24 protein-coding genes are annotated in these 25,754 nt (G+C 48.6%); 15 read left to right on the top strand and 9 right to left on the bottom strand.

What is annotated here, in order from left to right; all coding sequences use genetic code 11:
• Positions 1 to 59: 59 nt before the first annotated feature.
• The 7 genes from O59_RS08825 to O59_RS08795 all read right to left on the bottom strand — a co-directional run bounded on the left by O59_RS08825 (position 60) and on the right by O59_RS08795 (position 10,144).
• Positions 60 to 1,370, bottom strand: coding sequence for a ribonucleotide-diphosphate reductase subunit beta (locus O59_RS08825; RefSeq protein WP_007641736.1), 1,311 nt, complete (start codon positions 1,368 to 1,370; stop codon positions 60 to 62).
• A 124-nt stretch (positions 1,371 to 1,494) separates the two neighbouring features.
• A complete protein-coding gene (locus O59_RS08820) occupies positions 1,495 to 4,437 on the bottom strand; it encodes a ribonucleoside-diphosphate reductase subunit alpha (RefSeq protein ID WP_007641735.1) in 2,943 nt (980 codons plus the stop codon).
• Positions 4,438 to 5,138: 701 nt separating this feature from the next.
• Positions 5,139 to 6,677: an apolipoprotein N-acyltransferase gene (gene lnt / locus O59_RS08815; protein ID WP_007641734.1), complete on the bottom strand. Its 1,539-nt coding sequence runs from the start codon at positions 6,675 to 6,677 to the stop codon at positions 5,139 to 5,141.
• Between the two features lie 88 nt (positions 6,678 to 6,765).
• Entirely contained in the window at positions 6,766 to 7,641 is an 876-nt protein-coding gene (locus O59_RS08810) for an HlyC/CorC family transporter (protein WP_007641733.1), read from the bottom strand.
• A gap of 20 nt (positions 7,642 to 7,661) precedes the next feature.
• Positions 7,662 to 8,129, bottom strand: a complete 468-nt coding sequence (gene ybeY / locus O59_RS08805; protein ID WP_007641732.1) for an rRNA maturation RNase YbeY — start codon at positions 8,127 to 8,129, stop codon at positions 7,662 to 7,664.
• A gap of 2 nt (positions 8,130 to 8,131) precedes the next feature.
• Positions 8,132 to 9,208 carry a PhoH family protein gene (locus O59_RS08800; RefSeq protein WP_007641731.1) on the bottom strand — a complete coding sequence of 359 codons (1,077 nt, stop codon included), beginning with the start codon at positions 9,206 to 9,208 and terminating at the stop codon, positions 8,132 to 8,134.
• Between the two features lie 231 nt (positions 9,209 to 9,439).
• Positions 9,440 to 10,144 (bottom strand): BON domain-containing protein, encoded by a 705-nt coding sequence (locus tag O59_RS08795; protein WP_007641729.1) that lies wholly within the window; start codon positions 10,142 to 10,144, stop codon positions 9,440 to 9,442.
• A gap of 351 nt (positions 10,145 to 10,495) precedes the next feature.
• On the opposite strand from O59_RS08795, the gene O59_RS08790 reads away from it, so the two are divergent.
• The 11 genes from O59_RS08790 to O59_RS08740 all read left to right on the top strand — a co-directional run bounded on the left by O59_RS08790 (position 10,496) and on the right by O59_RS08740 (position 19,178).
• Positions 10,496 to 11,617: an AI-2E family transporter gene (locus O59_RS08790; protein WP_232283055.1), complete on the top strand. Its 1,122-nt coding sequence runs from the start codon at positions 10,496 to 10,498 to the stop codon at positions 11,615 to 11,617.
• Between the two features lie 289 nt (positions 11,618 to 11,906).
• Positions 11,907 to 12,068, top strand: a complete 162-nt coding sequence (locus O59_RS21385; protein WP_007641725.1) for a DUF1328 domain-containing protein — start codon at positions 11,907 to 11,909, stop codon at positions 12,066 to 12,068.
• Positions 12,069 to 12,151: 83 nt separating this feature from the next.
• Complete coding sequence (locus tag O59_RS08780; RefSeq protein ID WP_040391789.1) at positions 12,152 to 12,445, top strand: DUF883 C-terminal domain-containing protein; 294 nt, start codon at positions 12,152 to 12,154, stop codon at positions 12,443 to 12,445.
• A gap of 10 nt (positions 12,446 to 12,455) precedes the next feature.
• The gene (locus O59_RS08775; protein WP_007641718.1) at positions 12,456 to 12,938 is read left to right on the top strand and encodes a hypothetical protein; all 483 of its coding nucleotides are present in this window, start codon (positions 12,456 to 12,458) and stop codon (positions 12,936 to 12,938) included.
• The gene (locus O59_RS08770) at positions 12,904 to 13,146 is read left to right on the top strand and encodes a hypothetical protein (protein ID WP_007641716.1); all 243 of its coding nucleotides are present in this window, start codon (positions 12,904 to 12,906) and stop codon (positions 13,144 to 13,146) included. The genes O59_RS08775 and O59_RS08770 overlap by 35 nt, the downstream gene beginning before the upstream one ends.
• 111 nt (positions 13,147 to 13,257) lie before the next feature.
• A complete protein-coding gene (locus O59_RS08765; RefSeq protein ID WP_007641714.1) occupies positions 13,258 to 14,583 on the top strand; it encodes a sigma-54 dependent transcriptional regulator in 1,326 nt (441 codons plus the stop codon).
• Between the two features lie 11 nt (positions 14,584 to 14,594).
• A complete protein-coding gene (locus O59_RS08760; protein WP_007641709.1) occupies positions 14,595 to 14,825 on the top strand; it encodes a histidine kinase dimerization/phospho-acceptor domain-containing protein in 231 nt (76 codons plus the stop codon).
• Positions 14,822 to 16,351, top strand: a complete 1,530-nt coding sequence (locus O59_RS08755; RefSeq protein WP_157152516.1) for a CHASE3 domain-containing protein — start codon at positions 14,822 to 14,824, stop codon at positions 16,349 to 16,351. Before O59_RS08760 ends, O59_RS08755 begins: the two co-directional genes overlap by 4 nt.
• Positions 16,352 to 16,389: 38 nt before the next feature.
• The gene (locus O59_RS08750; protein ID WP_007641700.1) at positions 16,390 to 16,833 is read left to right on the top strand and encodes a response regulator; all 444 of its coding nucleotides are present in this window, start codon (positions 16,390 to 16,392) and stop codon (positions 16,831 to 16,833) included.
• A 22-nt stretch (positions 16,834 to 16,855) separates the two neighbouring features.
• Positions 16,856 to 18,784, top strand: a complete 1,929-nt coding sequence (locus O59_RS08745; protein WP_007641698.1) for a response regulator — start codon at positions 16,856 to 16,858, stop codon at positions 18,782 to 18,784.
• A gap of 187 nt (positions 18,785 to 18,971) precedes the next feature.
• A complete protein-coding gene (locus O59_RS08740; RefSeq protein ID WP_007641689.1) occupies positions 18,972 to 19,178 on the top strand; it encodes a hypothetical protein in 207 nt (68 codons plus the stop codon).
• A gap of 85 nt (positions 19,179 to 19,263) precedes the next feature.
• On the opposite strand, the gene miaB is transcribed toward O59_RS08740, so the two are convergent.
• Positions 19,264 to 20,637: a tRNA (N6-isopentenyl adenosine(37)-C2)-methylthiotransferase MiaB gene (miaB, locus tag O59_RS08735; protein ID WP_007641688.1), complete on the bottom strand. Its 1,374-nt coding sequence runs from the start codon at positions 20,635 to 20,637 to the stop codon at positions 19,264 to 19,266.
• A gap of 210 nt (positions 20,638 to 20,847) precedes the next feature.
• On the opposite strand from miaB, the gene O59_RS08730 reads away from it, so the two are divergent.
• On the top strand, positions 20,848 to 21,174 hold the full coding sequence (locus tag O59_RS08730; RefSeq protein ID WP_007641687.1) for a DUF6172 family protein: 327 nt from the start codon (positions 20,848 to 20,850) through the stop codon (positions 21,172 to 21,174).
• Between the two features lie 123 nt (positions 21,175 to 21,297).
• On the opposite strand, the gene O59_RS08725 is transcribed toward O59_RS08730, so the two are convergent.
• Positions 21,298 to 22,674 carry a DEAD/DEAH box helicase gene (locus O59_RS08725; RefSeq protein ID WP_007641686.1) on the bottom strand — a complete coding sequence of 459 codons (1,377 nt, stop codon included), beginning with the start codon at positions 22,672 to 22,674 and terminating at the stop codon, positions 21,298 to 21,300.
• A 218-nt stretch (positions 22,675 to 22,892) separates the two neighbouring features.
• On the opposite strand from O59_RS08725, the gene O59_RS08720 reads away from it, so the two are divergent.
• Genes O59_RS08720 through O59_RS08710 form a run of 3 tightly spaced genes read left to right on the top strand, consistent with a single transcriptional unit; the run spans position 22,893 to position 25,702 of the window.
• The gene (locus O59_RS08720; protein WP_040392063.1) at positions 22,893 to 23,234 is read left to right on the top strand and encodes a DUF1820 family protein; all 342 of its coding nucleotides are present in this window, start codon (positions 22,893 to 22,895) and stop codon (positions 23,232 to 23,234) included.
• Positions 23,235 to 23,289: 55 nt separating this feature from the next.
• Positions 23,290 to 24,807 carry an FGGY family carbohydrate kinase gene (locus tag O59_RS08715; protein WP_007641679.1) on the top strand — a complete coding sequence of 506 codons (1,518 nt, stop codon included), beginning with the start codon at positions 23,290 to 23,292 and terminating at the stop codon, positions 24,805 to 24,807.
• A 46-nt stretch (positions 24,808 to 24,853) separates the two neighbouring features.
• Positions 24,854 to 25,702, top strand: a complete 849-nt coding sequence (locus O59_RS08710; protein ID WP_040391788.1) for a YafY family protein — start codon at positions 24,854 to 24,856, stop codon at positions 25,700 to 25,702.
• Positions 25,703 to 25,754 lie beyond the last annotated feature (52 nt).

Genomic DNA, 25,754 nt, shown 5'->3' with positions numbered 1-25,754 from the left:
TTAGCAATAAAAAACGCCGAACCCATTTCTGTAGTTCGGCGTTTTCGGTTTACGCTAAATTAATCCCAGCTCAATGCCCCACCAGTCTGATATTCAATCACACGCGTCTCAAAGAAATTCTTCTCCTTACGCAAATCCATAATCTCACTCATCCATGGGAATGGATTCTGTGCGCCTGGGAATTGTTCTTTCAAACCGACTTGTGCGCAGCGGCGGTTGGCGATGAAGTGGAGGTATTCTTCCATCATCGCGGCATTCATGCCGAGTACGCCGCGTGGCATAGAGTCGCGCGCGTATTGGATTTCCAGCTCGGTGCCTTCCAAAATCATTTGGATAACTTCTTGTTGGAATTCTGCAGTCCACAAGTGCGGGTTTTCCAATTTGATTTGGTTGATTACATCGATACCAAAGTTCAAATGCATGGATTCATCGCGCAGGATGTATTGGAACTGTTCGGCAACGCCGGTCATTTTGTTGCGGCGGCCCATGCTGAGAATTTGGCTGAATCCGCAGTAGAAGAAAATACCTTCGGTCACTACATAAAACGCAACGAGGTTGCGCAGCAATTCCTGATCGGTTTCCGGTGTGCCGGTGGTGAAGGTTGGGTCGCCCAGGGTTTGTGTGTGTTTCAAACTCCATGCAGCTTTGTTCGCAACGCTTGGCAATTCGCGGTACATGTTGAAGATTTCGCCTTCATCCATACCCAGCGATTCAATGCAATATTGATAAGCGTGGGTGTGGATCGCTTCTTCGAATGATTGACGCAAAATGTATTGGCGGCATTCTGGGTTGGTGATCAAACGGTAAATCGCGAGTACGAGGTTGTTTGCTACCAGTGAATCAGCGGTAGAGAAGTAACCGAGGCTGCGCATCACAATGCGACGCTCGTCGTCGGTCAGGCCGTCTTTGCTTTTCCAGGTGGCGATGTCGGCGGTCATGTTTACTTCTTGTGGCATCCAGTGGTTGGAGCAGCCATCAAGGTATTTTTGCCATGCCCAGTCGTATTTGAACGGGACGAGTTGGTTCAAGTCAGCGCGACAGTTGATCATGCGCTTTTCATCAACCTGGATACGGGCGGCACCCATTTCCAATTCTTGCAAACCGGGTGCCGGGTCAAGTGCAGCGAGGCTCGCGCGCGCTTTGGCAAGTTCAGGGCTGATGCCTGCTTCTTTGGCGGCGGCAGCAAAGGCGGTGTTCACGGCTTGTGCATCGGCAGCGGCACTTACCTGGGTGGCCTGCGCTTGCGCTACTTGGGCTGGTGTTGGTTGCGCCACGGGTGCGGCTGCCTTGGTTTGCGCGGCGCTGATGGCGTCTTGACGTGCTGTTTCTTTTACGGCTTCTTCGGTATCGAATTCATCCCAACTTAGCATGTGATCCTCGTTTAATTCTGCGTGCGTGTATCGCGTATTTTGTGTTTTTGTTGCGGTTCGTTCCTCACCAGCAACCTACGAAGCACCCTGTAGGTTGCTGGTGAGCCTGCGAACCGCAACATCTTTATTGGCAGGCTTCACAATCCGGATTGTCTATCGAGCAAGCCAATGGCACTGGCGCTGCTTCGGCGAAACTCGCGGCTTCTACTTCTGATACGGCAGGTTTTGCAGCAGCCGGTGCAGCTGACAATCCACTCGCACCACCACCAGCCGATACGGCGTTCAATGCACCGGTGTTAATGGTGGATTTCTCAGTAGTGGTTGCCGCCAAGGCACGCAGGTAATACGTAGTCTTTAAGCCGGAGAACCATGCCATGCGGTAAGTAATGTCTAATTTTTTGCCGTTAGCGCCAGCGATGTAGAGGTTCAAGCTCTGCGCTTGGTCAATCCACTTCTGGCGACGGCTGGCGGCTTCTACGATCCACTTGGGTTCTACTTCAAACGCGGTGGCGTAGATGGCCTTGAGGTCGGCCGGGATGCGGTCGATCTTTTGCAGTGAGCCTTCGTAGTATTTCAAATCGTTAACCATTACCGCATCCCACAAGCCACGGGCTTTTAAGTCGTGTACCAAGTGCGGGTTAACTACGGTGAATTCGCCTGAGAGGTTGGATTTCACGTAGAGGTTTTGGTAAGTCGGTTCAATCGACTGGGTTACGCCGGTGATGTTGGAAATGGTTGCCGTGGGTGCAATCGCCATCACGTTGGAGTTGCGCATACCTTGTGCTTTTACTTGTGCACGCAAGGTCGCCCAGTCGAAGGTTTGGCTGCGATCCACTTTGATGTAATTCTCGCCACGGTTTTGCGCGAGGATTTCAATCGAGTCGATGGGCAGAATGCCTTTGCTCCACAGGGAACCGTCAAAAGTTGAATACTTGCCGCGCTCGGCTGCCAGTTCGCTGGAGGCTTTGATCGCGTAGTAGCTCACGGCTTCCATGGAGGTATCGGCAAAATCCACAGCGGCTTGCGAGCTGTAGGCGATACGCTGCTCATAGAGTGCATCCTGGAAGCCCATAATGCCAAGGCCGATAGGGCGGTGACGTAGGTTGGACTGCTTGGAGGTAGCCACCGCGTAGTAGTTAATGTCGATCACGTTATCGAGCATGCGGATTGCAGTTTTAACGGTGCGCTCCAGCTTCGCTTGATCGAGTTTGCCATCCACAATATGTTGCGCCAGGTTGATGGAGCCGAGGTTACATACCGCGATTTCATCGTTGGCTTTGGTGTTGAGGGTGATCTCGGTGCACAGGTTGGACGAGTGAACCACACCGGCATGCTGCTGCGGGCTGCGCAGGTTGCATGGGTCTTTGAAGGTGATCCATGGGTGGCCAGTTTCAAACAGCATGCCCAGCATCTTTCTCCACAAATCCAGTGCGCGCACGGTTTTGAAGACTTTGATCTTGCCGGCGGCGGCTTCGCGCTCGTAATGCTCGTAGCGCTCTTCGAATGCCTTGCCGTACAGGTCGTGCAGGTCGGGCACATCGTTGGGCGAGAACAGGGTCCACTCTTTATCGTCAAACACACGCTTCATGAACAGGTCGGGCACCCAGTTGGCAGTGTTCATGTCATGGGTACGGCGACGGTCATCACCGGTGTTTTTGCGCAGTTCAAGGAACTCTTCGGTATCCAAGTGCCAGGTTTCCAAATACGCACACACGGCGCCTTTGCGTTTACCGCCTTGGTTTACCGCCACGGCGGTATCGTTGGCTACCTTCAGGAAGGGAACTACACCTTGTGATTTGCCGTTGGTGCCTTTGATATAGGCGCCCAGTGCACGCACCGGCGTCCAGTCGTTACCCAAGCCGCCAGCAAATTTGCTGAGCATGGCGTTGTCTTGAATGGCGCCATAAATACCGTGCAGGTCGTCCGGTACGGTAGTCAGGTAGCAAGAGGACAACTGCGGGCGCAAGGTGCCGGAGTTGAACAGGGTTGGAGTGGAGCTCATGTAATCGAACGAAGAGAGCAGGCGATAGAACTCAATCGCGCGGTCTTCGCGGTTCTTTTCTTGAATCGCCAAGCCCATAGCAACGCGCATAAAGAATATTTGCGGCAGTTCGATGCGAGTGTCGTTGCTGTGGATGAAGTAGCGGTCATACAGGGTTTGCAGGCCGAGGTAGGTGAACTGCAGATCGCGCTCGGCGATCAGGGCTTTGCCCAGTTTCTCCAAGTCAAAGTTTTGCAATTCAGGGGAGATCAGTTCCAGCTCAACCCCTTTTTTGATGTAGAGCGGCAGGGTTTGGGCGTAGAGGGTTTCCATATCCGCTTGGGTTGCTGAGTTGGCTACACCAAAGAAGCTCAGGGCTTCAGCGCGCAGTTTGTCCATCAGCAGGCGAGCGGTTACAAAAGAGTAGTTTGGCTCTTTTTCTACCAGGGTGCGGGCGGTAATCACCAATGAGGTGTTTACGTCTTTTTCCGCCACACCGTCATAGAGGTTGCGCATGGCTTCATCGAGAATCGCCTTCTCTTCTACACCGGCTAAACCGGCACAGGCTTCACGCACGATGGTGCGCATACGGCCAATATCCAACGGCGCGCGGCTGCCATCGGCCAGAATCACGTTCAGGCTGGGGTAATCCGGGTCTGGCTCTTGGGAGCTGGATTGTTTTTGGGCACGCAGGCGAGCGTGCTCTTCGCGGTAGAGCACGTAATCGCGGGCGATTTTTTGCTCGCCCGAGCGCATCAGAATCAGTTCAACCTGATCCTGGATCTCTTCAATATGGATAGTGCCGCCCGAGGGCATACGGCGTTTGAAGGTGGCGGTAATTTGCTGGGTGAGGCTGCTCACCACTTCATGTACCCGTGTAGAAGCAGCAGCAGTGCCACCTTCTACCGCCAAAAAGGCTTTGGTCATGGCGATGGCAATTTTGCTGGCATCGAAGGGAACCACCGTTCCGTTGCGTTTGATGACGCGCAGTTGGCCGGGCGCTGTGGCCGAGAGCGGCGCGCCGCCGCTGTGAATATCCTGTTGCACGTTGCGTGTACCGGTGGTGGTTTCAATGTCAGTTTGCATAGACGTCTCCCGCGTGAGGTCTTTCCTGGTTGAAATGACTGGTTGGTAAAAAAACTGTGATAAAGCATTGTGTATGAGTGACCCGGGCGCTGCATTCTAAAAGCAGCCGTTGTTATTAAAATCAGGGTCTGCAACACGGTTTTGCCTATTTTGTCTGACCACAAGATCTTGTGGTTGACTCCATTGCACTTGGTGCCCATACAGCTGATGCCGGAGATACCCACTTGGAGTAGCGCCCCAGCCACTTAATTACTGCTGCCAATACGACAAACAATAGGTAAGCGTTCAATTGGGTCAAAATTTTGCTTGACGATTTAGCTCTGCAGGGTTAGGCACCATTAGTGTGCTTGGCGCGCTTAACACCTATATCTAGGGGTAAATCGTGAATGGGCTACAAGATAATGCGATTGTGGGTTTTATGCAAGCTTGAAAAGCTGTGGATAAGGTGTGGGTGACAGGGGTACAAACTGGGGGCAAGTCAGCAAGAATCAGGCGTTGCGCCGGAAAAGCCCCGCAATTGGCGACGTATGCAAAATGTGACGGTTTGTCGTGAAACTTAGACTTTTTTCTAATAATCCAATTGTCGGGTTATGACTACATATAGTGTCTGTTGGTTTTTGCTACAGATTGCTGTTTTTTTGCGGGGGCGCCAGCGGGTTTTAGTCAAGCTGACCCGCTGGCGGTTGATGGTGCAGTGATGATCAGTCTGGTTGTTTGCGATACAGCTGGGGCAGTTGCAGCGCCAATAACAGCAGTGTGCACAGAATAACCAGTGGCCCGCTGCTGGTAATCATAAACGGCGTCCAATCCTTCACTGCGTGAATCACACCGGTAAAAGTTTGTGCGGTAAAGGAATTGCTTTGGCTGATGATCTTACCTTTGTTGTCGATAATCGCGCTGGGGCCGTTGTTGGTGCTGTACACCAGATAGCGGCCGGTTTCGAGGGCGCGCATTTGCGCCATCTGCATAAACTGCTTGGACTGGATGGAATCCAGGAACCAGCCGAGGTTGTTAACGCTGAGCAGCACTTGCGTCTCTTTGGCTGCTTGTGCAATTAAATCCGGGTAGACAATTTCATAGCAAATCGCGGGCGTGATACGTACTCCCTTGGCAATCAGGCCGTGTTGATCCTGCGGGCCCAAATGGATAAACGAAGTAGGCAGGTTGAAAAACTCGATCAGCCCGCGCAGTTGGTCTTCCAGCGGTACGTATTCGCCAAAGGGCACTAAGCGGCGCTTGTGATAAAACCCATAGCCTTCACCCAGCCCGGCTATTGAGTTGTAGTATTTCTGTTTGTCGCGATCCTCATAAATCACCCCGGTGAACAGCGCGGTATTGGCGGCAGCGGCTTTGCTGTTCATCTCCTCCAAAAAGGGCAGTGCTTCATGGAAGGTAAGGCTGGTGGGGATGGCGGCCTCCGGCCAGACTACCCAGTCGTTATTCCACAGGTCAGTGCTGAGTTCGCGTAATTGGTTCAGGGCGGCGAGGGTGCTTTCCTCATTGAACGTGAGTTTGGTGCTCTGATCTACGTTGGGCTGCACCATGCCAATCTTGATGGGTGTTTGCTCCGGTTTAGCCCAAGTGATGCTGCTTAGCACGGCGCCGCTCACCCAGAACGCAAGGTTAAGAGTGATCGCACTTATGACTACCGGCTTTTGTTGGCGGGCAGCTTTGCCGTGCCATACCAGTTCAGCGATTGCACCGGCGTTGGCTGCCAGAATAAAACTAATGCCCATCACACCGGTAACCGGTGCCCAGCCAGCGAGCCAGGTATCCACATGGCTATAGCCTAAAAATAACCAGGGGAAACCTGTTAGTAACCAGGTGCGTGTCCACTCCCCGAGCAACCAGCATGCGGGCAGGGCGATGAGCAAGGCAAAACGGTGGTAGCTAAACCAGCGGCCATAAATATAGAGCGGCAGTGCAAAAATAAGCGCCATAAAACAGGCGAATATCAATACCAAAAAGGCGGCAAACAGGGGGGCAGCGCCACCAAAGTTATGGATGCTGACGTAAATCCAGTGAATACCTGCGCCATACAGCCCTACGCCAAATGCAAAGCTACGCCAGAGTACCTGGTTTCTGGGTTGCTCTTTGAGCAGCAAGGCAAAGGTGGTGAGGCTCAGTAGGGTAATTGGCCAGAGGTTAAACGGTGCAAAGCTCAGGGTGATAAGCGCACCGCTAACCAGTGCAAACAGCAGTGCCAGTGGGTTGGGGAGATTGCGAAAGGTATCGGCCATGGGTGGGTAATCTTTTTTAGACGGTTAAAAAAATCCCGCCGGGAGAGGGCGGGATTTCCAGGTTTTTGCTCTGTTACAGCTGCGAAGATTAATCTGTTGCGATTGTTAAGCGCAATAAATGGATTTGGCGATTGTCGGCGTAGAGCACGCGGAACTGCATCTTGTCCATTTGTACCACCTCGTTGCGCTTGGGCAAATGGCCAAACTCCTGCATCAAAATCCCGCCCAGGGTATCAAAGTCTTCGTTGCTGAATTGGGTGTTGAAAAATTCGTTGAAGTCTTCAATGGGGGTCAGCGCTTTGACTATATAGTCGGTTTCGCTCACGCGTTTGATGAAGTCTGAGGCTTCATCTTCTTCGTCGGTTTCATCTTCAATTTCGCCGACAATTTCTTCCAGGATATCTTCAATGGTGAGCAGGCCAGTAATGCCGCCGTATTCGTCCATCACTAATGCCATGTGATAGCGATTTTCACGGAATTCCCTCAGCAAAATATTTACGCGTTTGCTCTCCGGCACAATGTTGGCGGGGCGCAGTATGGTTTCCAGATTGAAGTTGTCGGTGCCTTTTAAGGCGAGCGGCAGTAAGTCTTTAGCGAGCAAAATACCGCGTACATCATCGATATTTTCACCAATCACCGGAAAGCGTGAGTGGCCGGATTCGATAATTTGCGGCAGGTATTCCTGCGGTGAGTCTTCCAGGCGAATGGCGACTATGTGTGAGCGCGGCACCATAATTTCACGCGCTTGCAGGGAGGATACATCCAGTGCGCCCTCGATAATGCTCAGGGCTTCCTGGTCGAGCAATTGGTTATCGGCGGCGTCTTTAATAATTTCCAGCAGCTCATCGCGGGATTTAGGTTCTGCGCTGAAGGCGTGCAGTACTTTATCCAGCCACGATCGCTCGTGTTTATCGCTGCGTTCGTATTTGTCAGTAGTTGTGCTACTCGGATGGTCGTCCGACATGATGCTAGTTCCCAAGGTTTTTATTCTGCCGTAAGTTCATTATAGGGAGCAGGGTAACCCAGCCCGGTGATAATTGCTGTTTCAAGCGCTTCCATCTCGTCGGCTTCAGTATCGTCGATGTGATCGAAGCCCAGGAGGTGCAAGCTGCCGTGCACCAGCATATGTGCCCAGTGGGCGGCCAAGGTTTTACCTTGTTCCTGAGCTTCGCGCTCCACCACAGGGGCGCAGACCACCAAGTCACCCAAGAGCGGTACACCCACTTCCTCGGGAATATCTGCCGGGAAGGAGAGCACGTTGGTGGGGTAGTCTTTGCTGCGATACTGGCTATTAAGTTGCTGACTTTCGTCTTCGTCGACGATATAGAGGCTTACTTCTGCATCTTCAAGTTTTTGGCTGTGCAGCGCGGCACCAATCCAGCGCTCCAGTTCAGCCAGAGCCGGTATCTGTTGGCTTTGGCTATTGCTTTCTATATCAATTTGGTAGGCCATGATTAGCGCGCGTCATCCGGTTTGGGGTTCTTTTGTTCAAATGCGTCATAGGCTTCGACTATGCGCTGAACAATCGGGTGGCGCACCACATCTTTAGAGGTGAAGTGGGTAAAGCTGATACCGTTGACGTTATCCAACACCTCAATCGCGTGGCGCAAGCCAGAGGCCATGCCGCGGGGCAAGTCGATCTGGGTTGGGTCGCCAGTGATTACGGCGGTAGTGCCAAAACCGATGCGGGTCAGGAACATTTTCATCTGCTCGCGGGTGGTGTTTTGGCTTTCATCCAGAATCACGAAAGAATTGTTCAGGGTGCGGCCGCGCATAAACGCGAGGGGCGCCACTTCAATCACACCGCGCTCCATCAGCTTGCCTACGGTATCAAAGCCCAGCATTTCAAACAGGGCGTCGTAGAGCGGGCGCAGGTAGGGGTCGACTTTCTGCGCTAAGTCGCCTGGTAGAAACCCGAGTTTCTCACCTGCTTCAACCGCAGGGCGCACCAGCAAAATACGCTCTATCTCATTTTTCAATAAGGCTTCTACCGCACAGGCTACAGCGAGGTAGGTCTTGCCCGTACCGGCTGGGCCAATACCGAAATTGATGTCATGGCGCTGCACGGCGCGCACGTAACGCTGTTGGTTGAGGCCACGTGGCTTGATAGTGCACTTTTTAGTGCGGATAAGCGTAATGCCGCCTTCGTCACCCGTGGTTTCGGTGGCAGGTGCTGTAGCGCCGATTGCGGCGTCATCCACAATAGACTCGGCGTTATCGAGTTGTTGCATAAGCTGTTCAATTCCTGAGGTTTGCAAAGCGAGATGTACTTCATCCGGGGTGAGTTCACTGTGACCGGTAAATTCGTAAAGATTTCGCAGTAGTTCGGCGGCCGCACGGGTTTTGTTGGCGGGGCCTACCAGCTGGAACTCTGAACCGCGATTGCGAATTTCAATATCAAGGCGCTCTTCAATCTGGCGCAGGTGTTGGCCGAGCAGACCATTGAGGTTGGCAAGGCGACGACTATCACTAGGCTCCAGCGATAGAGGCTGGGTAATAATTTCCGGGGGGGATATAACGTGGGTGTTCAAGTGGTTAGTAGGCTCGTGTGACTTAATTAAAAGTAAGACTAAACCATTCAGCGGGAGGGATAAAGCCTAAATTACAGCTGAACAAACGCTGAACCCTTTGCTGAAGTTGCATGTCTTTGTGAGGTTTGTTTTATAACTTGTTGTATTTGCACTTGTTTTTACCTTAATGCGAAGCCGGGGCGGTACCCGCCCCGTTAATAATATTCACATCAAGTTTTGTGCTCATTGGAATCACGACTTAATTTGCAAATTATTCACCACACCTTTCACATTTTCGTGTTTGGCGGCTATTGCTTGCGCTAATGCTTTTTGTTCCAGTGAACTCACTTGACCGGAAAGGGTTACCTTATGGTTTAGTGTGTCCACATCAATTGCCAAGCCTTTAATGTTGGGCGAAGCCAGCAGTTCGGTTTTAATTGCCGCAGTGGTGGAAACGTCAGCGACATACTGTGCGAAGTTACGACCTTGCGGGGCAACAGATTCTGCGGTTTTAGCGGGTTTTTCAATTACCTTGATGTTATTGGTCACTGCGTCAATGCCTTCAACGCCCAGCGCAATATTTTCGGCCAGTTCTTTTTCAATATCGGAGTGAACTTCTCCACCCAGAGTGGCCATATCTTTATCGACTTCAATGTCAATTTTGAATGCATTGAGGTGCTCATTCAGGATTAACGCTGTTTCCAGCTTGCTTTCAATCCAGCCGTCTTTGAATGCTGCTTTACTATCCTGCCAGGTCTGTTTGCTATCCTGTTTAAAGTCGGCCCAAAATTCTGCCGCGCTTCTTTTCTCAGTGTAAGTTTTTTCGGTATAAGTGTTCTCTGTATGGGCACTATTATTTGCTGCAGGCTCTGTGTTGGCTGCGACGGCAGACAGTGACGTGGTGAGCGCAAGGGCGCTAAGAGAAATGGTGATTGAGTCAAATAAAGTATTTTTCATGATGTTCTCCTTTGGAAAATTTTTTCAAAAAATATTGAAAATATTTCGTTGAAAAACATGCGCTCGTTAAAGAGGGCACGGAAAGGATAAAGCTTAATTCATGCCAATTAATCAAAAATTACCCGGGAACCACTGTTTTTGCGTGTGGGAAAAATCTGAGGGGGATATTTGATGTGATTATTTTTGGTTTATATGGCGGGCAATAAATTAAGATTTATGAAAAAACTACAAAAATATGTAAATTTTTATTAAAGGCAATTGCATTATGAGAGTTAAGTGTATCTTTTTCGCATAAAGCTGGTATGGAAATAGCAGATATCCTGAGTCAATGCCAATGCTCAGGGAGTCGTTATGAATAGTCCAATTGTGCATCACAACCCGGGGAGTACGCCTGATACACAGATAATAAGGCGTATTAATTTCTCCAATACTATAGGCATGGCTCTAAATATATTGGTAGTGATTGCAGTACTCTATACCTTGTATTTTTGCCGCACCTTATTACTACCGATATTTGTTGCCGGTTTTATTGCATTATTTTCCAGTCCGCTTGTGCGGCTCCTCGCCGATTTTAAATTACCGCATCCGCTTGCTGCCGCATTAGTGGTTATTTTTCTGCTTTTTATGCTGGGCTTGACCTGTGTTTTCCTCGGTGGGCCTGCTGCGCATTGGTTAGGTAGTTTGCCCGAGCTGGGGAATAAATTAACTGCACATCTAAATGGCTTTGCTGATCAGTTTAATTTGTTGCGATCACAGGTCATGCCCTCGGCTAGTCAAGAAAGTAATGCTGTTAGCAGCCTCTTTGAAACGATTCTTTTTTCTGCAGTGTCACTCGCCGCAGGTACTACGGCGATGTTTTTAGTCCAGGTTGCTGCAGTATTTGTCATTACTTATTTCTTTCTGGTATACGGTGATAACCTGATGCGTAATTTTGTTCGCTCCCAATCATCATTTGCCGAAAAAAAGAAAGCGGTGATTATCTTTCAGACTGTGCGCGACGATATATCCCGCTATGCATTGTTAATTTCTATTATCAATATTGGTTTGGGGGCAGCAACGGCCTGTGTAATGGCAATAATAGGTGTGGAAGATCCGTTGCTTTGGGGTACGTTGGCGGCCATGTTAAATTTTGCACCTTATATCGGACCATTATTGTTGTGCGTAATTCTGACCGGTGTCGGTTTTTTAGAATACGAGTCAGTGAGTATGGCGCTGCTGGTGCCAGGTAGTTTTTTGGCATTAAATTTTATTGAGTCGCAGTTGGTAACGCCAACAGTATTAGGTCGACGGTTTAATATGAATCCCTTATTGGTCGTGTTGTGGATGTTCGCCTGGGGTTGGCTGTGGGGGGTTATCGGCTTGCTAATTGCCATTCCTTTGTTGGTGTGCTTTAAAATTTTATCATTACACTTGAATTTGCTCGGTTGCTGGATCAATCTTCTTGATGGAGATGTCGCTAGTAACAAAGAGTAGTGGCTAATAGCAAATTGAATAGGGGTGTAAGTTTTTCGAATTTTTGTAGTCTTTGCAAATATTACTCCGCCAAAGGATGATTTTTTTGTTAGCGCCATGCTTTTTATGATTTTTATCAATATCTAGCTTGTTGAGTTTTGATTGCGATCAAAAATGCCTGTAGCCAGCTCCATTACAGTGTTAAAGCTATACTCCATTGCTAATTTTTTCTATTTTTTTCAGCCAAGTTAAAATGAGTTGGCATGTTCATTGAAAGTAATACAGTGAATGTTAAACAGAGGAGCATCCCATGCTTTACTATTCACTAGTATTTTTTATTGTTGCCATTATTGCTGGTCTTTTAGGCTTTGGTGGTATCGCTGGGGCAGCAACAGGAATAGCGCAAATTTTATTTTTTGTATTTCTCGTGCTGTTTATCTTGTCGCTTATTTTTGGCCGGCGTCGCCTTTAGTACTGTAGAAACTGTGTCAGTGATTTGAACGTAAATTGGTAAAATCCTAAACCTGTTTTTCAACAACCCAAGAGGTAATAACCATGGCTACTCAAACTTCAGTAAAAAGTAATGAGAACGGTAAAATGGACGATATCTCCATGTCTGAAGCTATCGCCCAGTTTAAGGAAGCCACCTCCAGTATCTATGATGCGGTTGGTTCTATTGGTACGGCTACAGCGGCTAATGCCAAAATCAAGCTCAATGAAGGTAAGGCGCGTGCTATTGAGTTGGAAGAGAAAGCCGAAGAAGCCGTTAGAGCCAAACCCTTGGTAACGGTGGGTGTTGCTTTTGCAGCCGGTTGTCTGGTGTCGTATTTACTTACTCGTCGTCACTGAGTAAGCAAATATGCATATCCCTGAGCGCAATCAGCAGGCTCCTGAGGCTACCCAGCCTCAGGAGCGTGTTTCACCGTCATCTGATCAACCTGCAGCTAACTGGGAAGCTGATGTGGCCCAAACCGTACAGCTGGGCGAGCAGTTAATTGGTTTTGCGGGCGGCGTTATTGACTTGGCGCGCACAGAAGCATTACTGGCAGTACATACACTGCCCAAAGTAATGATGCTGTGGTTGATTATGATGCCCATTATTTTGCTGACCTGGTGTTCATTTTCCGCATTGGTTGCCTGGTCAGTTGTGGCTTTAAGCGAACAACTTGGTCTGGGCATGCTCACGTTTTTCTTGCTGCAGGTTTTGCTTTTGTTTGTTTGCCGTTGGTTGTTTGTGAAATATCGTGCACGCATGACTTTTCCTTATACCCGTGCGCACATTGATAATTTTGTGCGGAGTACTAAAAATGAATTTAGTCGTCGAAGTGAAACAAAAGAGTGATCGCTTGGCATTGCAGGGCGCGGAGCTACAACAATGTCTGAATTTGGCGCTTAATAAACCGGCATTTAGTTCATTTCTGATTACCTTTGTGTTTGCCCCATTGTTAGTGGGTGTTGTCGCGGGAATTGCCTCTGCACCCACAGGGTCTACCATGCAGCGAATATTTCGCGTTGCGTTTCCCGGATTGCGCCTTTTGCCATTTTTTTAAATATTCAAAAAAGTGAATTGCATCGCTAAGTTATTGATCGGTGGTGCATTCCTATATCTGACTGGTGCTAGAATGAGCCTCGCGCTAACTGGCAACATGAGGATATAAATCGTGGCTGAAGTTTTATTGGTTGACGATGATCGGCGGTTCTTGGATGCAACAGTTCAGTTATTAAGTTTGTTGGGCCACAAGGTGATGGCGGCCGATTCGGTGGCGCAAGCACGTGAATTGCTTGGCAAAAATCGCTATTCGCATGTGATTTTGGATTTAATTTTACCGGATGGCAGTGGCTTGCATTTATTGGAGGCATTACCTGAGCGAAATCAAACAAAAATCACACTTATTACCGGGCATCCCTCCATTAAGTCCATTGTGACTGATCTCTATGGTTCGAATATAAATTACCTGATTAAACCAATTGATCTGCAACAGCTGGAATCTCTATTTGAAGACAAACGGCTGGCAACAAAAAAGAACGAGTCATCCGTTAGTTTGCATTTTAATCATTTGGTGGGTGAATCCGCATCCATGCAGCATGTGTATCAAATGATTGAGCGGGTATCGACCACCAAAGCTAATGTGATGTTGCTAGGTGAGAGCGGTGTTGGTAAAGAAATGGTTGCTGCCGCTATTCATTATGCCAGCCAGGCAGAAGGTGATTATGTCCCTGCCAATTGTGGTGCATTTTCCCGCGAGCTAATTAGCAGTGAATTATTTGGTCACGAAAAAGGTGCTTTTACTGGAGCGATACAGCGGAAAATTGGTGTATTTGAACAAGCTAATAAAGGTACTTTATTTCTGGATGAAATAACAGAAATGCCGATTGAATTACAGCCCAATTTGTTACGCGTATTAGAGACGCAAAAAGTAACCCGGCTTGGTTCAACGTCTAGTATTGATATTGAAGCCCGCGTGGTGTCGGCAACAAATCGTTCAGAGCAGGATATTGCGATACAAGGTTGCCTGCGTGAGGATTTATATTTTCGTTTGGCAGTATTTCCAATTCATATTCCACCACTGCGTGAGCGCAAAGAAGATATTCCCTTGTTGGTGCAATATTTTCTTGAAGCATTTAATCAGGAGTATTCAAGCGATATAGGTATTAGTAGCTCCTCGCTGAAGCGTCTGATGGATTACGACTGGCCGGGCAATGTGCGTGAGTTGCGCCATGCAATTCATCGTGGCTATATCATGGCGGATCAACAACAGAAAATATTGGTATTGCCTGATAATTTGACGTCGCCCTTTTCAAAAGTTGCAAGCCAACATAAGACCGGAATACGGGTTGGAAAAACAGTGGAGGAGGTGGAGCGCGAGCTGATCGAGTCAACCCTGGAGCATTTTGATGGCGATAAAAAACAAGCGGCGGATGTTTTGGGTATCAGTTTAAAAACACTTTATAACCGCTTAAATACCTATGGTAGTGTTGAGTTGTAAGGGGAAATCAAATGGATGGTGAAAAAAATCGTTTTGTGCATGATTTACGGAATCCACTAAATACCATTTCGGTCAATGCTGAATTGGGAAAGCTGACTCTGGAGCGCACGGGCGATATACGTAAAGCAATCAGTATATTTGAAACCATTCTGCTGGAATGCCGTCAGTGCAGCCAACTACTGGAAACCCTAAAAGATACCCGCTTCGTCCGCGACGAAAGCCATAGCGAGTCGCAAGAATGAGCGAGAGCCCACTTGTGGATGGCCGATCATTTAATCAATTTGTTATCAACAAACTCCCCAGCTCGGTTTGGGTAATGGCGCTTGCTGCGGCCATTACTTTTTTTACGGTCAGTGCCGTTCTTGCTTACCGTTCCATCGATGTCATTACGCAAAACAATATTGGCATTAATAACACCTTGCAGACGATTAATCTCATCAAGGATTTAAATCGCGAACTCATGGCGGCCGAATCCAGTCAGAGAGGGTATCTGCTTACGGAAGACCCTGAATACTTGCACCCTTACCGCCAAACGTTGGCGGTGGTGGATGATTTACTCGATCAGCTTGGTGCTTCAACCGCGCAATTACCAATGCAGAAAAAACGCTTTGAATCCCTGCGTTATTATGTTCGGCATAAAATTGATGATATGCACCGTATTGTTACCTTGACCAATCGCGAGGAAATTCGCGCCGCAATACGACAAGTAAAAACAGATGAAGGGATTGAGCTTATGCGTGCTATTTCCCAGCTGTTAATAGAAATGGAAAGTGAAGAGCGTTTGGTGTTGGAAAAAAATAAAGCACTTGCCGCTGAAAATCGTCAGTTTATTATCATGGCGTTATTACTTGCCAATGCAATTGGTTTGCTTTTGTCGCTAGGTGTTTTTTATTTCTGGTATCGCAATGCGACTTATGTGGCTGAGCTGAATTCTGCGCTCGCGGCAGCCAATGCCGAGTTGGAGGAAAAGGTTGGTGTGCGCACCCAGGCTCTATTGCAATATTCTGAAGAGTTGCAGCGTAGCAATCGTGAGCTGGAAGAATTTGCGTTTGTTGCATCACATGATTTGCAAGAGCCATTGCGAAAAATTCGCGCCTTTGGTGACCGCTTGCAGCAAAAGTTTTCTGCCGAGTTAGGTGAGACGGGTTCGGATTACGTACTGCGCATGCAAGCGGCTTCCGGGCGTATGTCGGCGTTAATTGATGATTTGCTTAGCTTCTCACGGGTAACCACTAAACAGCGGCCATTTGTTGCAGTGGATTTAAATACCGTTATGCACAGTGTGATGGATGACCTGGATTATGCAATTGAGGACAGTGGTGCTCAGGTTCATATAGATCCATTGCCGACCATTGATGCAGACGGTTCCCAGATGGCACAGGTATTTATGAATTTGCTCGGCAATAGTTTGAAATTTCATGCGCCGGGTCATCGCCCAATAGTAACGGTAACCAGTGAAACTAATCTTGTATCCCCGCTGGAGGGTGACAATCGAGCCTGGTGCTGTTTACGTTTTGCTGATCAGGGTATCGGCTTTGAGGCGCAGTATGCCGAGCGAGTGTTTAGTTTGTTTCAGCGTCTGCATGGACGCGAGGAATATTCTGGTACTGGTATCGGTTTGGCATTGTGCCGAAAAATTATTGAGCGTCATGGTGGCACTATTACCGCACAAAGTGAACCCGGTGAAGGTGCGGTGTTTACACTGTTATTGCCTATGACTCAAACATCTATAGAACCCTTGAGGGATTTGCTCGCTGATGCTTCATAGCAACACGTTATGCTATTCCTGCGATTAAGGATATGACTATGAGTATTCCCAAAAAAACATTAATTATTTTAATGGCCGATGACGATGCTGATGATCGTTTATTGGCGCAAGAAGCCATGCACGAAAGCCGCGTGCTTAATGAATTGTATTTTGTTGAGGATGGTGTGCAGCTTTTACGTTATCTGCGCGGTGATGGTGAGTTTTCCGATCGTCAGGCTTACCCCATGCCCGGGTTGATTCTTCTGGATTTAAATATGCCCAAAATGGACGGGCGTGAAGCACTCGCACACATTAAAGCCGATCCTCGTTTGCGCCGTATTCCTGTTGTTATTTTAACAACATCCAAAGCAGAGGAAGATATGGTGAAGGGATATGACCTGGGCGCTGCCTCTTATATCACCAAGCCAGTAACATTTGATGCCTTGGTAGATCTGATGCGCACTTTGGGAAAATATTGGGTTGAATTTGTAGAGTTGCCATGATTGGCGAAGCAGTGAGGATGGGATGCAGAATATAAGGTTATTAATTATTGACGATGACGAAGATGATTTTATTCTCGTCAAAGATTTATTAACCGATATTAGCCAAAGCTGCATATTGGATTGGGCTCCAACTTATGAGATGGGGCAGCGATTGCTGCAGGAAGACAAACACGATTTGTGTTTGATGGATTATAAACTCGGCGCACGCGATGGCATCGAGTTATTAAAGTTTGCGCATGAAGTTGGTTTTTCCGGCCCAGTTATTCTTTTAACGGGTATGCATCAAGTTGAGGTGGATCGGCAAGCTTTGCAAGCTGGTGCGGTGGATTATTTAGTGAAATCCACGCTCAGTGCAGAGCAACTTGCGCGCGCCATTCGCTATGCGCTGGCACGACGGGATGTGGAGCGCGAGCGAGTAGAACGCTTGAAAGCGGAATCAGAAAATCGCTCCAAAAGTGAATTCCTTGCGCACCTTAGTCATGAGTTGCGCACCCCTTTATCGGCTATTTTAGGTTTTACCGAGCTGCTGCTCAATAAAACGACTGATTCCGAGAATGCAGGGCATTTACGCATTGTGCATCGCAATGGCAAACATTTGCTCGGCTTACTCAACGATATTCTGGATCTCTCCAAAATTGAAGCGGGAAAATTGGAATTGGAAAAGCAGCCGGTTTCGTTCGCGGCTTTTTTGACTGATATTTATTTTTTAATGCAGGGTGCCGCCGCCGATAAAAATTTGCAGCTGCGCATAGAAGCTCCGCAACCATTGCCGCTTACCATTAATACCGACCCTATGCGCTTGCGACAGATTTTATTAAACCTGATGGGCAATGCCATAAAATTTACGCATCAAGGCGAGGTGGTGCTCACTATCGATTGGGTTGATCAAACCCGGAAAGACAAAATCCGTTTTTCTGTGAAAGATTCCGGTATCGGCATTTGCGAAGAAACTCTCAAGGTAATCTTTGAGCCTTTTGTGCAATCCAAAAATGCGCAGGTACATCCGCGAGCGGGCACAGGTTTAGGGCTCACTATCAGCAAGCAATTAGTTGAGCGACTGGGCGGAAATATTCAGGTAAGCAGTGTGGTGGGAGAGGGTAGCGAGTTTAGTTTTACCCTCGCTATAGAAGAATCCGACTGCACGGAAACTGCCATTTTATCGTTAAACATTGCAGCGGCGACGGAACACAATGTGGAAATTCCCCGTTTTAACGGGCGGGTTTTGGTTGCCGATGACCTGCGCGATATTCGCACCTTAATCGGCCATTTTGTACAGTTAACCGGTGCAGAAGTTGTTTATGCCACTGATGGTGCCAACGCCGTGCGGATCATCAATGCTGATAAATTATTGGGTAAACATTTTGATTTGGTATTGATGGATATTCATATGCCCGTTATGGATGGTCATCAAGCTGCGCAGCAATTGCGCAGTGAAGGATTCACTCTGCCACTGGTTGCTTTGACTGCCGCGCACATGAAAGGCGATATGGATCATTGTTTTGAGTCGGGATTTACCGCTTATCTGGGTAAGCCGCTTGATCAGGCCCGGCTTTATAATTGTTTGGCAAGATTTTTAACCCCTTCCACTTCGGCATTAACCACCTCATCTCCTGCTAAATCTATTTTAGTTGTGGAAGATGATGCAGATACTTTGGCGGCGATGACTGGCTTGTTAACTCTGCTGGGGTGGCAGGTATTTTGCGCGCAATGCGCCGCCGCCGCATTGGAAGAGTTGGATAAACACAAGCTGCATACTGTACTAATCGATTTGAATTTACCGGATATGAGTGGCTATTTATGCGCAGCGAAAATCCGCGAGCGCAACCCAGAGGTGCGCCTCATAGTTGCTAGTGGTGAGACAGTAGATCCGCAGCGTGCGGCAGATGCAGGCATTGCTGCGAGCTTATTAAAACCCGTATCGCTCGCACAACTTGAAGCAATCTTGGATTGAATGCTTTTTGTATCCCTATTTTTGTACTCATCGCTTACTTGTTGTAAAAATTGCAAAAAATAATCTGCATTATTAACTATTCTGTTCTTTTATTTGCTTGAAACTCCCGTCTGTAGCGGGTTTGGGGGAGTTGGCACGCAATACGCAAAGAATTTCATGTCATTAAAACAACGTATAGGGAGTTTTTATGAATTTACTTCAACGTGTATTTATCATCGCTTTATTAGCTTTGCCCTTGGCGGCCTGTGATTCCAGCGATGGCCCTGCAGAAAAATTGGGTGAGGATGTTGATAAAGCGCTTGATGAAACCCGCGATAAATTGGATGACGCGGCAGATGAAATCAAGGATGGTGTTGAGGATGCTTGTGAAGAGGCATCCGACAAGAACTGCTAGTGCAAATAGGCAGTCTTGGCAAACAAAACCCCGTGTTGGCAGTGCCAGCACGGGGTTTTTCTTGATGGGTTTAAAACAATAGTAATTATTTGACCCAGTCTGCATCCAATTCCGAGCTGAGCAGGGTGCCCCGCAGGGAGTTGGTCAGTGCTTCTTCAATCAATATGTCAGCAAATTTTCCAATCAAGTCGGCATTGTCGCTGCGGAAATTAACGACGCGGTTGTTCTCGGTGCGGCCGCACAATTGGCCTGGATCTTTGCGTGAATAACCGGTAATTAAGATGCGCTCGGTATTGCCCACCATGCGACGGCTGATTGCCATTGCTTGTTGAATCAACCGATCCTGCAAAATTGCCAAACGCTGTTTTTTCACTTCTTCCGGTGTGTCATCGGGCAAATCTGCCGCGGGTGTGCCGGGGCGTGGGCTGTAGATGAAGCTGTAGGAAGTATCAAAATCCATATCGTGGATCAGCTTCATGGTCGCTTCAAAATCGGCTTCGGTTTCGCCAGGGAAACCAATAATAAAGTCCGATGAAAAACTGATGTTCGGGCGATTCTTTTTAATACGGCGCAATTTGGATTTGTATTCCAGTGCGGTATGGCCGCGTTTCATCGCCATCAAAATACGATCTGAACCGCTTTGCACCGGCAAATGCAAATGGCTGACCAGCTCGGGCACCTGGTTGTACACTTCAATTAGCGCATCGGTAAATTCAACCGGGTGCGAGGTAGTGAAACGAATGCGGTCAATGCCATCAATCGCCGCTACATAGGTGATCAATTCCGCCAAATCGATAAAAGTGCCATCGGCGGTCGCGCCGCGATAAGCATTCACGTTTTGGCCGAGCAGGTTCACTTCACGCACACCTTGTTTGGCCAAATGGAGAATCTCTGCCATCACATCGGCCACTGGGCGGCTCACTTCTTCGCCACGGGTATAGGGCACCACGCAGAAAGTACAATACTTGGAGCAGCCTTCCATAATCGATACAAACGCGCTCACGCCATCGGCATCCGGTTGGGGAAGGCGGTCAAATTTTTCGATTTCCGGAAAGCTGACATCCACCACCACTACGCCATTTTCGCGTTTGGTTTCCATCATTTCCGGCAGGCGATGCAGGGTTTGCGGGCCAAAAATCAGGTCCACATAGGGCGCGCGTTTGGCAATAGCTTCACCTTCCTGGCTAGCCACACAGCCGCCTACACCAATCACCAGATCGGGGTTTTTCTTCTTCAGTTTTTTCCAGCGGCCCAATTCGTGGAACAGGCGTTCCTGGGCTTTTTCGCGGATTGAGCAGGTATTAATCAGGATTACGTCGGCATCTTCCGGGTCTTCGGTCGGTACCATATTGTGCGATTCACCCAACAAATCCTTCATGCGTGATGAATCATACTCATTCATCTGGCAGCCATGGGTTTTGATATAGAGCTTTTTGATCGGCATTTCGGTGGTCGACATCTAACTACTACCTGGTTAAAAAAGAATGGTTGGAGCAAAAGTGTTGATTAAAAAACACGCAGAAAAAGGAGGCGCGCATTATAGCCATCTTGGGCGCTAAAGCCTACACAAATGCCCCTTGGCAATGGCGCCCGTGTTACCATGCGCGCCACTTTACTGCCGCGCACATTCTTCTTTATATACATTCTCTTCTTTATCTACAGGTAAGCCATGAAAAAGACGTTCAAACTCCAGGTCGAAGGCAAGCATCCCGATCGTTTATTGGAGGCCATCAAACACGAAGTGCGCAAATACGTGAAACGTGAGCGCCGCAAAACCCTGCCAGCGGGTGTGGATTTCTGGGCGTTTGATTGCAAATTCGGTGTGACTGCCGAGCAGGCAGAAGTGGTGCGGTTAGGCGAAATCACTAAAAAGATGGATGAAGTTGCCAGCGCCGGTGGCGACAGTTTTTATGTGGAGATTATTGCTGCTCACGGTGTTCGCAAAGCGCGTGATGAGTTTGATGAGCTGGATGACGACGAAGACTTGAACGACTAGTTCCCAACTAATCGCCCGAAAAACAAAAGCCGCCCCCGAGTGATCGAGGGCGGCTTTTTATTAGGCTCAGCTTTAAACAACTGCACCTTTTGTCATACCCGCGAACGCGGGTATCCATTTGTGTTACTTCTTTTTAGGGCGGGTAGATGAGCCTAACTTGCTCGCCGGACGCGCATCTTTACTGCCTTTGCGCACCGGTTTTTTGGCAGCGGTATGGCCGCTGGAGCCGGATTTGCCCGGTTTGGCAAAGGCCGATTTTTTCGGATCACCCGCGCGCGATTTTGCTCCCAGTTTAAGGCCGCTTGGCTTGGTTGCCAGTTTCAACAATCCGCTTTTGGGTTTGGTGACGGTTTTAACCACTTGCTCGGTTACATCAAAACCTTTGATTTTTTCGCGTTTGATTTTGGTACCAATCACTTCTTCGATCAGCGAAATCTTGTGTTCTTCCGCCGGTGTGACCAACGAAATCGCCACACCTTTTTTACCCGCGCGACCGGTGCGGCCTACGCGGTGCACATAGTCTTCGGTGAAGAAGGGCAAATCGAGGTTGACTACAAAGTCCAGCCCTTGAATGTCCAACCCACGCGCGGCGACTTCGGTGGCTACTAATACTTGCAGCTTATCTTCCTTAAATTCCTGCAGGGCACGGCGCCGTGAGCCCTGGGTTTTTTCGCTGTGAATCACCGCAGCGTCTACTTTGTCTTCTTTTAATGCCTTGTATAGGTTCTCTGCCTCGTCGCGGGTGCTGCTGAATACCATCACCTGATGCCAGTTTTGCTCGCGCAACAAATGGATAAACAGCTCGTATTTGCGGTCGCTATCTACCGGATACAGCACGTGATCGACGGTTTCTGCCACCGAGTTACGCTTGGAGATGGAGATCAGGGTAGGGCGATTCATTGCCTGTTTGGCGAGGTTAGTTACCAAGGGCGAGCTAGTGGCGGAGAAAAACATCGTTTGATGTTTGCGCACAATGCTGGTGAGAATCGTGTGCATATCGTTCACAAAACCCATATCCATCATGCGGTCAGCTTCGTCCAGCACCACAAATTCGGTTTTAGCCAAATTGATATTGCCCAGCTCCACATGTTCTTTCAGGCGGCCCGGTGTGGCGACCAGAATATCCACACCCGCGCGCAGTTTGGTGCTTTGGCCGGTGAGCTTTACACCGCCGTAAACGGTGGCGATTTTATAGGGCGTGAACTGCGCAAATTGTTGCATCGCGGTGGCGATCTGCTCCACCAGCTCGCGGGTGGGCGCCAGAATCAGCGTGCGCACAAAACCGGCTTCGGTATGTTTGGGTTTTTCCAGCATTTGCTGCAGTACGGGCAAGCTGTAGGCGGCAGTTTTACCGGTACCGGTTTGTGCGGTAGCGAGCAAGTCGATACCGCGGCGGGCGGCGGGAATCGCCTCCTGCTGAATGGGGGTAAGGGTTTTAAACCCGATGACTTTAATCGCGTGCAGGAGTTCTTGGGCAAGGCCGAGCGAAGCAAAATTCATAAATAATCGACTGAAAAGGGAAAAAATGGCGCGCAGTATACCGGTTAATGGGGCGCTTTAGTGGATTGCCCTCCGTTATCGGCTACTTTTTGTGCAGTTGGGGCGTGAATCGCCAGGAAGGTGTGTTATTCTTCGCGCCCCCTCGCGATGGGGTAAAGCCGACCGCGATGGTGTGTTTTGGTCGCGTTCTGAGTGAGCGCATTGCAGCAGAGAGAGTTATGGCAGTTAAACCCGTTTATAAAGTGATATTCCTCAACCAGGCTCAGGTCTACGAGGTGTTTTGCTCGGCGATTTACCAAAGTGAAATGTACGGCTTTATCGAAATCGAAGAATTTGTGTTTGGTGAACGCAGCGGCCTGTTAATTGACCCGGCCGAAGAAAAGCTCAAAACCGAATTTGCGGGCGTAAAGCGCTCTTATATTCCCATGCATTCGATCGTGCGTATCGATGAAGTGGAAAAAGAAGGCCCTGCAAAAATCACCGAAGTCAAAGGTGGCAGCGATAAAATCGCCCAGTTCCCCTACAGCGGTTTTATGCCCGGTCCTCAATCCGGCGAATAAACGGTAAATTCTCGCTACACTTGCTCGATGACACCACTATTATCGAGCAAGCATTATGCCCCCGGTTTCCTCTCCCGTTTTTAGCAACAACCTGCACCTCGCCATCGATCAAGGCGGTCAAAGCACACGCGTCGCCATTTATACCAGCAGCGGCCAACAGGTTTGTATTTATTCCGCACCCTGCGCAACACGCACATATCAACCCGAAAATTCTGCCTATCCCTTTATCGAACAAGATGGCGCTGAGATTCTTGCGGGCATACGCACTTGCTTGCAAAAAATCCAGCAGCAACTCGGTGCCGATGTGCAGCATATTGTCAGCGCCGGATTTGCGGGGCAGGGCTCATCGCTCTTATGTTGGAATAATCAAACCGGTGAAACCTTAACACCGGTGTTGAGCTGGCAGGATATTCGCGGCGAACCCTACTTAAACGATATTTCACTGACACACCAACAAACTCAACAACTGACGGGGTTACGTTTATCGCCGCATTACGGCGCAACAAAAATGCGCTGGTGTTTGGAACACAATGAAAAAGTCGCCCAAGCACAAAAAGATAATTGCCTCAGCATTGGCCCCATCGTCAGTTATATTTTTTGGCATTTGTTGGATAACTCTTCAGCAATACATAAACAATCCCTTGTCGATCCCGGTCACGCCCAGCGCACACTGTTATGGAATTTGCGGCGCAATGAATGGGATCAATCGCTGTTGGAACTTTTTAAAATCCCGCGCGCGGTTTTACCGCATTGCCAACACCACAATAGTCACTTTGGAAATTTGCAATTGGGCGATTACACAATTCCCTTCACCGCGAGCGCCCGCGATCAAGGTGCGTCATTGTTTGCGCGTGGTTTGCCGGAGCCCGATGCCTGCTACATCAATATCGGCACCGGCGCATTTATCCAGCGTCTGAGTGAAAATTTGCATGCGCCAGAAGGGTTATTAGTCAGTCCCCTATGGTTGCCTAAAAATGGGTTGCCTGAAAATGAATTGCCAGAAAATTCGGCAGCAAAAAAATATTACGCCTGGGAGGCAACCGTAAACGGTGCAGCGGCTGCGATCAGTTTTATCCAGCAGCACACCGGTTTAGCAATTACCCCGCAAGAAATTGACAGTGCTCTTGAATTAAATCCCGCGGGTGATTGTTATTTCCTTAACGCCGTCGGTGGCCTAAGTGCGCCTTATTGGCGAACTGATTTGAAATCAGGCTTCAGCGAAAATTTATCCGCAGCAGAAAAAATTCTTGCGTGGATTGAATCCGTTATTTTCCAGATTGTTATCAACGTGCAATTGATGAATCAGTTGGGCGATACCCAAAAAATAATTATCAGTGGCGGCTTCAGCAAAGCCGATACCGTTTGCCAAAAAATTGCAGACCTCACTAACGCAACAGTTCACCGCAGTGATAACCCGGACGCAACCGTACAAGGTATCGCCTGCATGGCTGCTGGGTTACCACAAACTTGGAAGCCTGCTTTGCAGGAAGATGTATTTAGGCCGCAGCAAAACCCGGTATTGCAACAACGCTTCGCAAACTGGCAAGTGGCCATGGATAACTGGCTGAAGTAGTCTATGGTGAACGGGTAAAAAAATTATGAAAAAACATGGAGTAAGCATGGAAAAATCGACCGCTCATCAACGCTTTCAATTAATCGAATTGCTTGCCTACTGGGAAGGGCGAGTCAATGCCAAGGACCTGGAAAATTATTTTAACCAAAGCCGACAGCAAAGCAGTGCAGACATTAATAGTTACAAGCAGTTAATGCCCAATAATTTGCACTACGACGCTTCGCACAAAGCCTATTTACCCACCCCTGAATTTATTCCCCACACCATTAGCGCCAGCCCGGACGAATATCTCTATTGGTTTCATTCCGGTCAGCTCAGTGCGCGCGAAAATAAAACCCCCTTTGCACGCTCACTCTTATCCGAAAATTTGCAACTGCCGGCACGCAAAATATCACCCGATATAATGCGCGGTTTAGTTGCCGCCATGCGTCAACAAAAACGTATAGAGGTGGATTACGTTTCACTCAGCAACCCCAACCGCGAAGGCCGCATCATCGCCCCGCACAGTTTTGTAAACACCGGCTTACGCTGGCATTTACGTGCATGGTGTGAAAAATCCCAACAATACCGCGATTTTGTGCTCAGCCGTTTTCGCGGCGTACCCGAATTGCGCGATAAAACCCAACACACCGCCAAACAAGATCACGGCTGGAACACCCAAGTCACCATCATCCTGCAACCCGACCCACGCTTATCTCTCGCCAAACGCGAGGTGTTGGAAAACGACTACCAAATGCAAGCAGGCCAATTACACATCACCACCAAAGGTTGTTTGGTGCAGTATTTACTACGCGAAATGCAAGTCAGCACCAAAATGCTGGACGGCACTCCCGAAGCGCAACAACTCGTATGTGTAAACCAAGCTGACATAAAACCGTGGTTGTTTGAGGGGTAATAACGTGTAATTGCCAAAAACCTGCACAGTCTGTTTACCTGTGTTTTTGGGC

Source organism: Cellvibrio sp. BR, from assembly GCF_000263355.1.
GTDB lineage: Bacteria > Pseudomonadota > Gammaproteobacteria > Pseudomonadales > Cellvibrionaceae > Cellvibrio.
The sequence above is the reverse complement of the archived record's forward strand: the minus strand, read 5'-3'. Positions and strand labels throughout refer to the sequence as shown.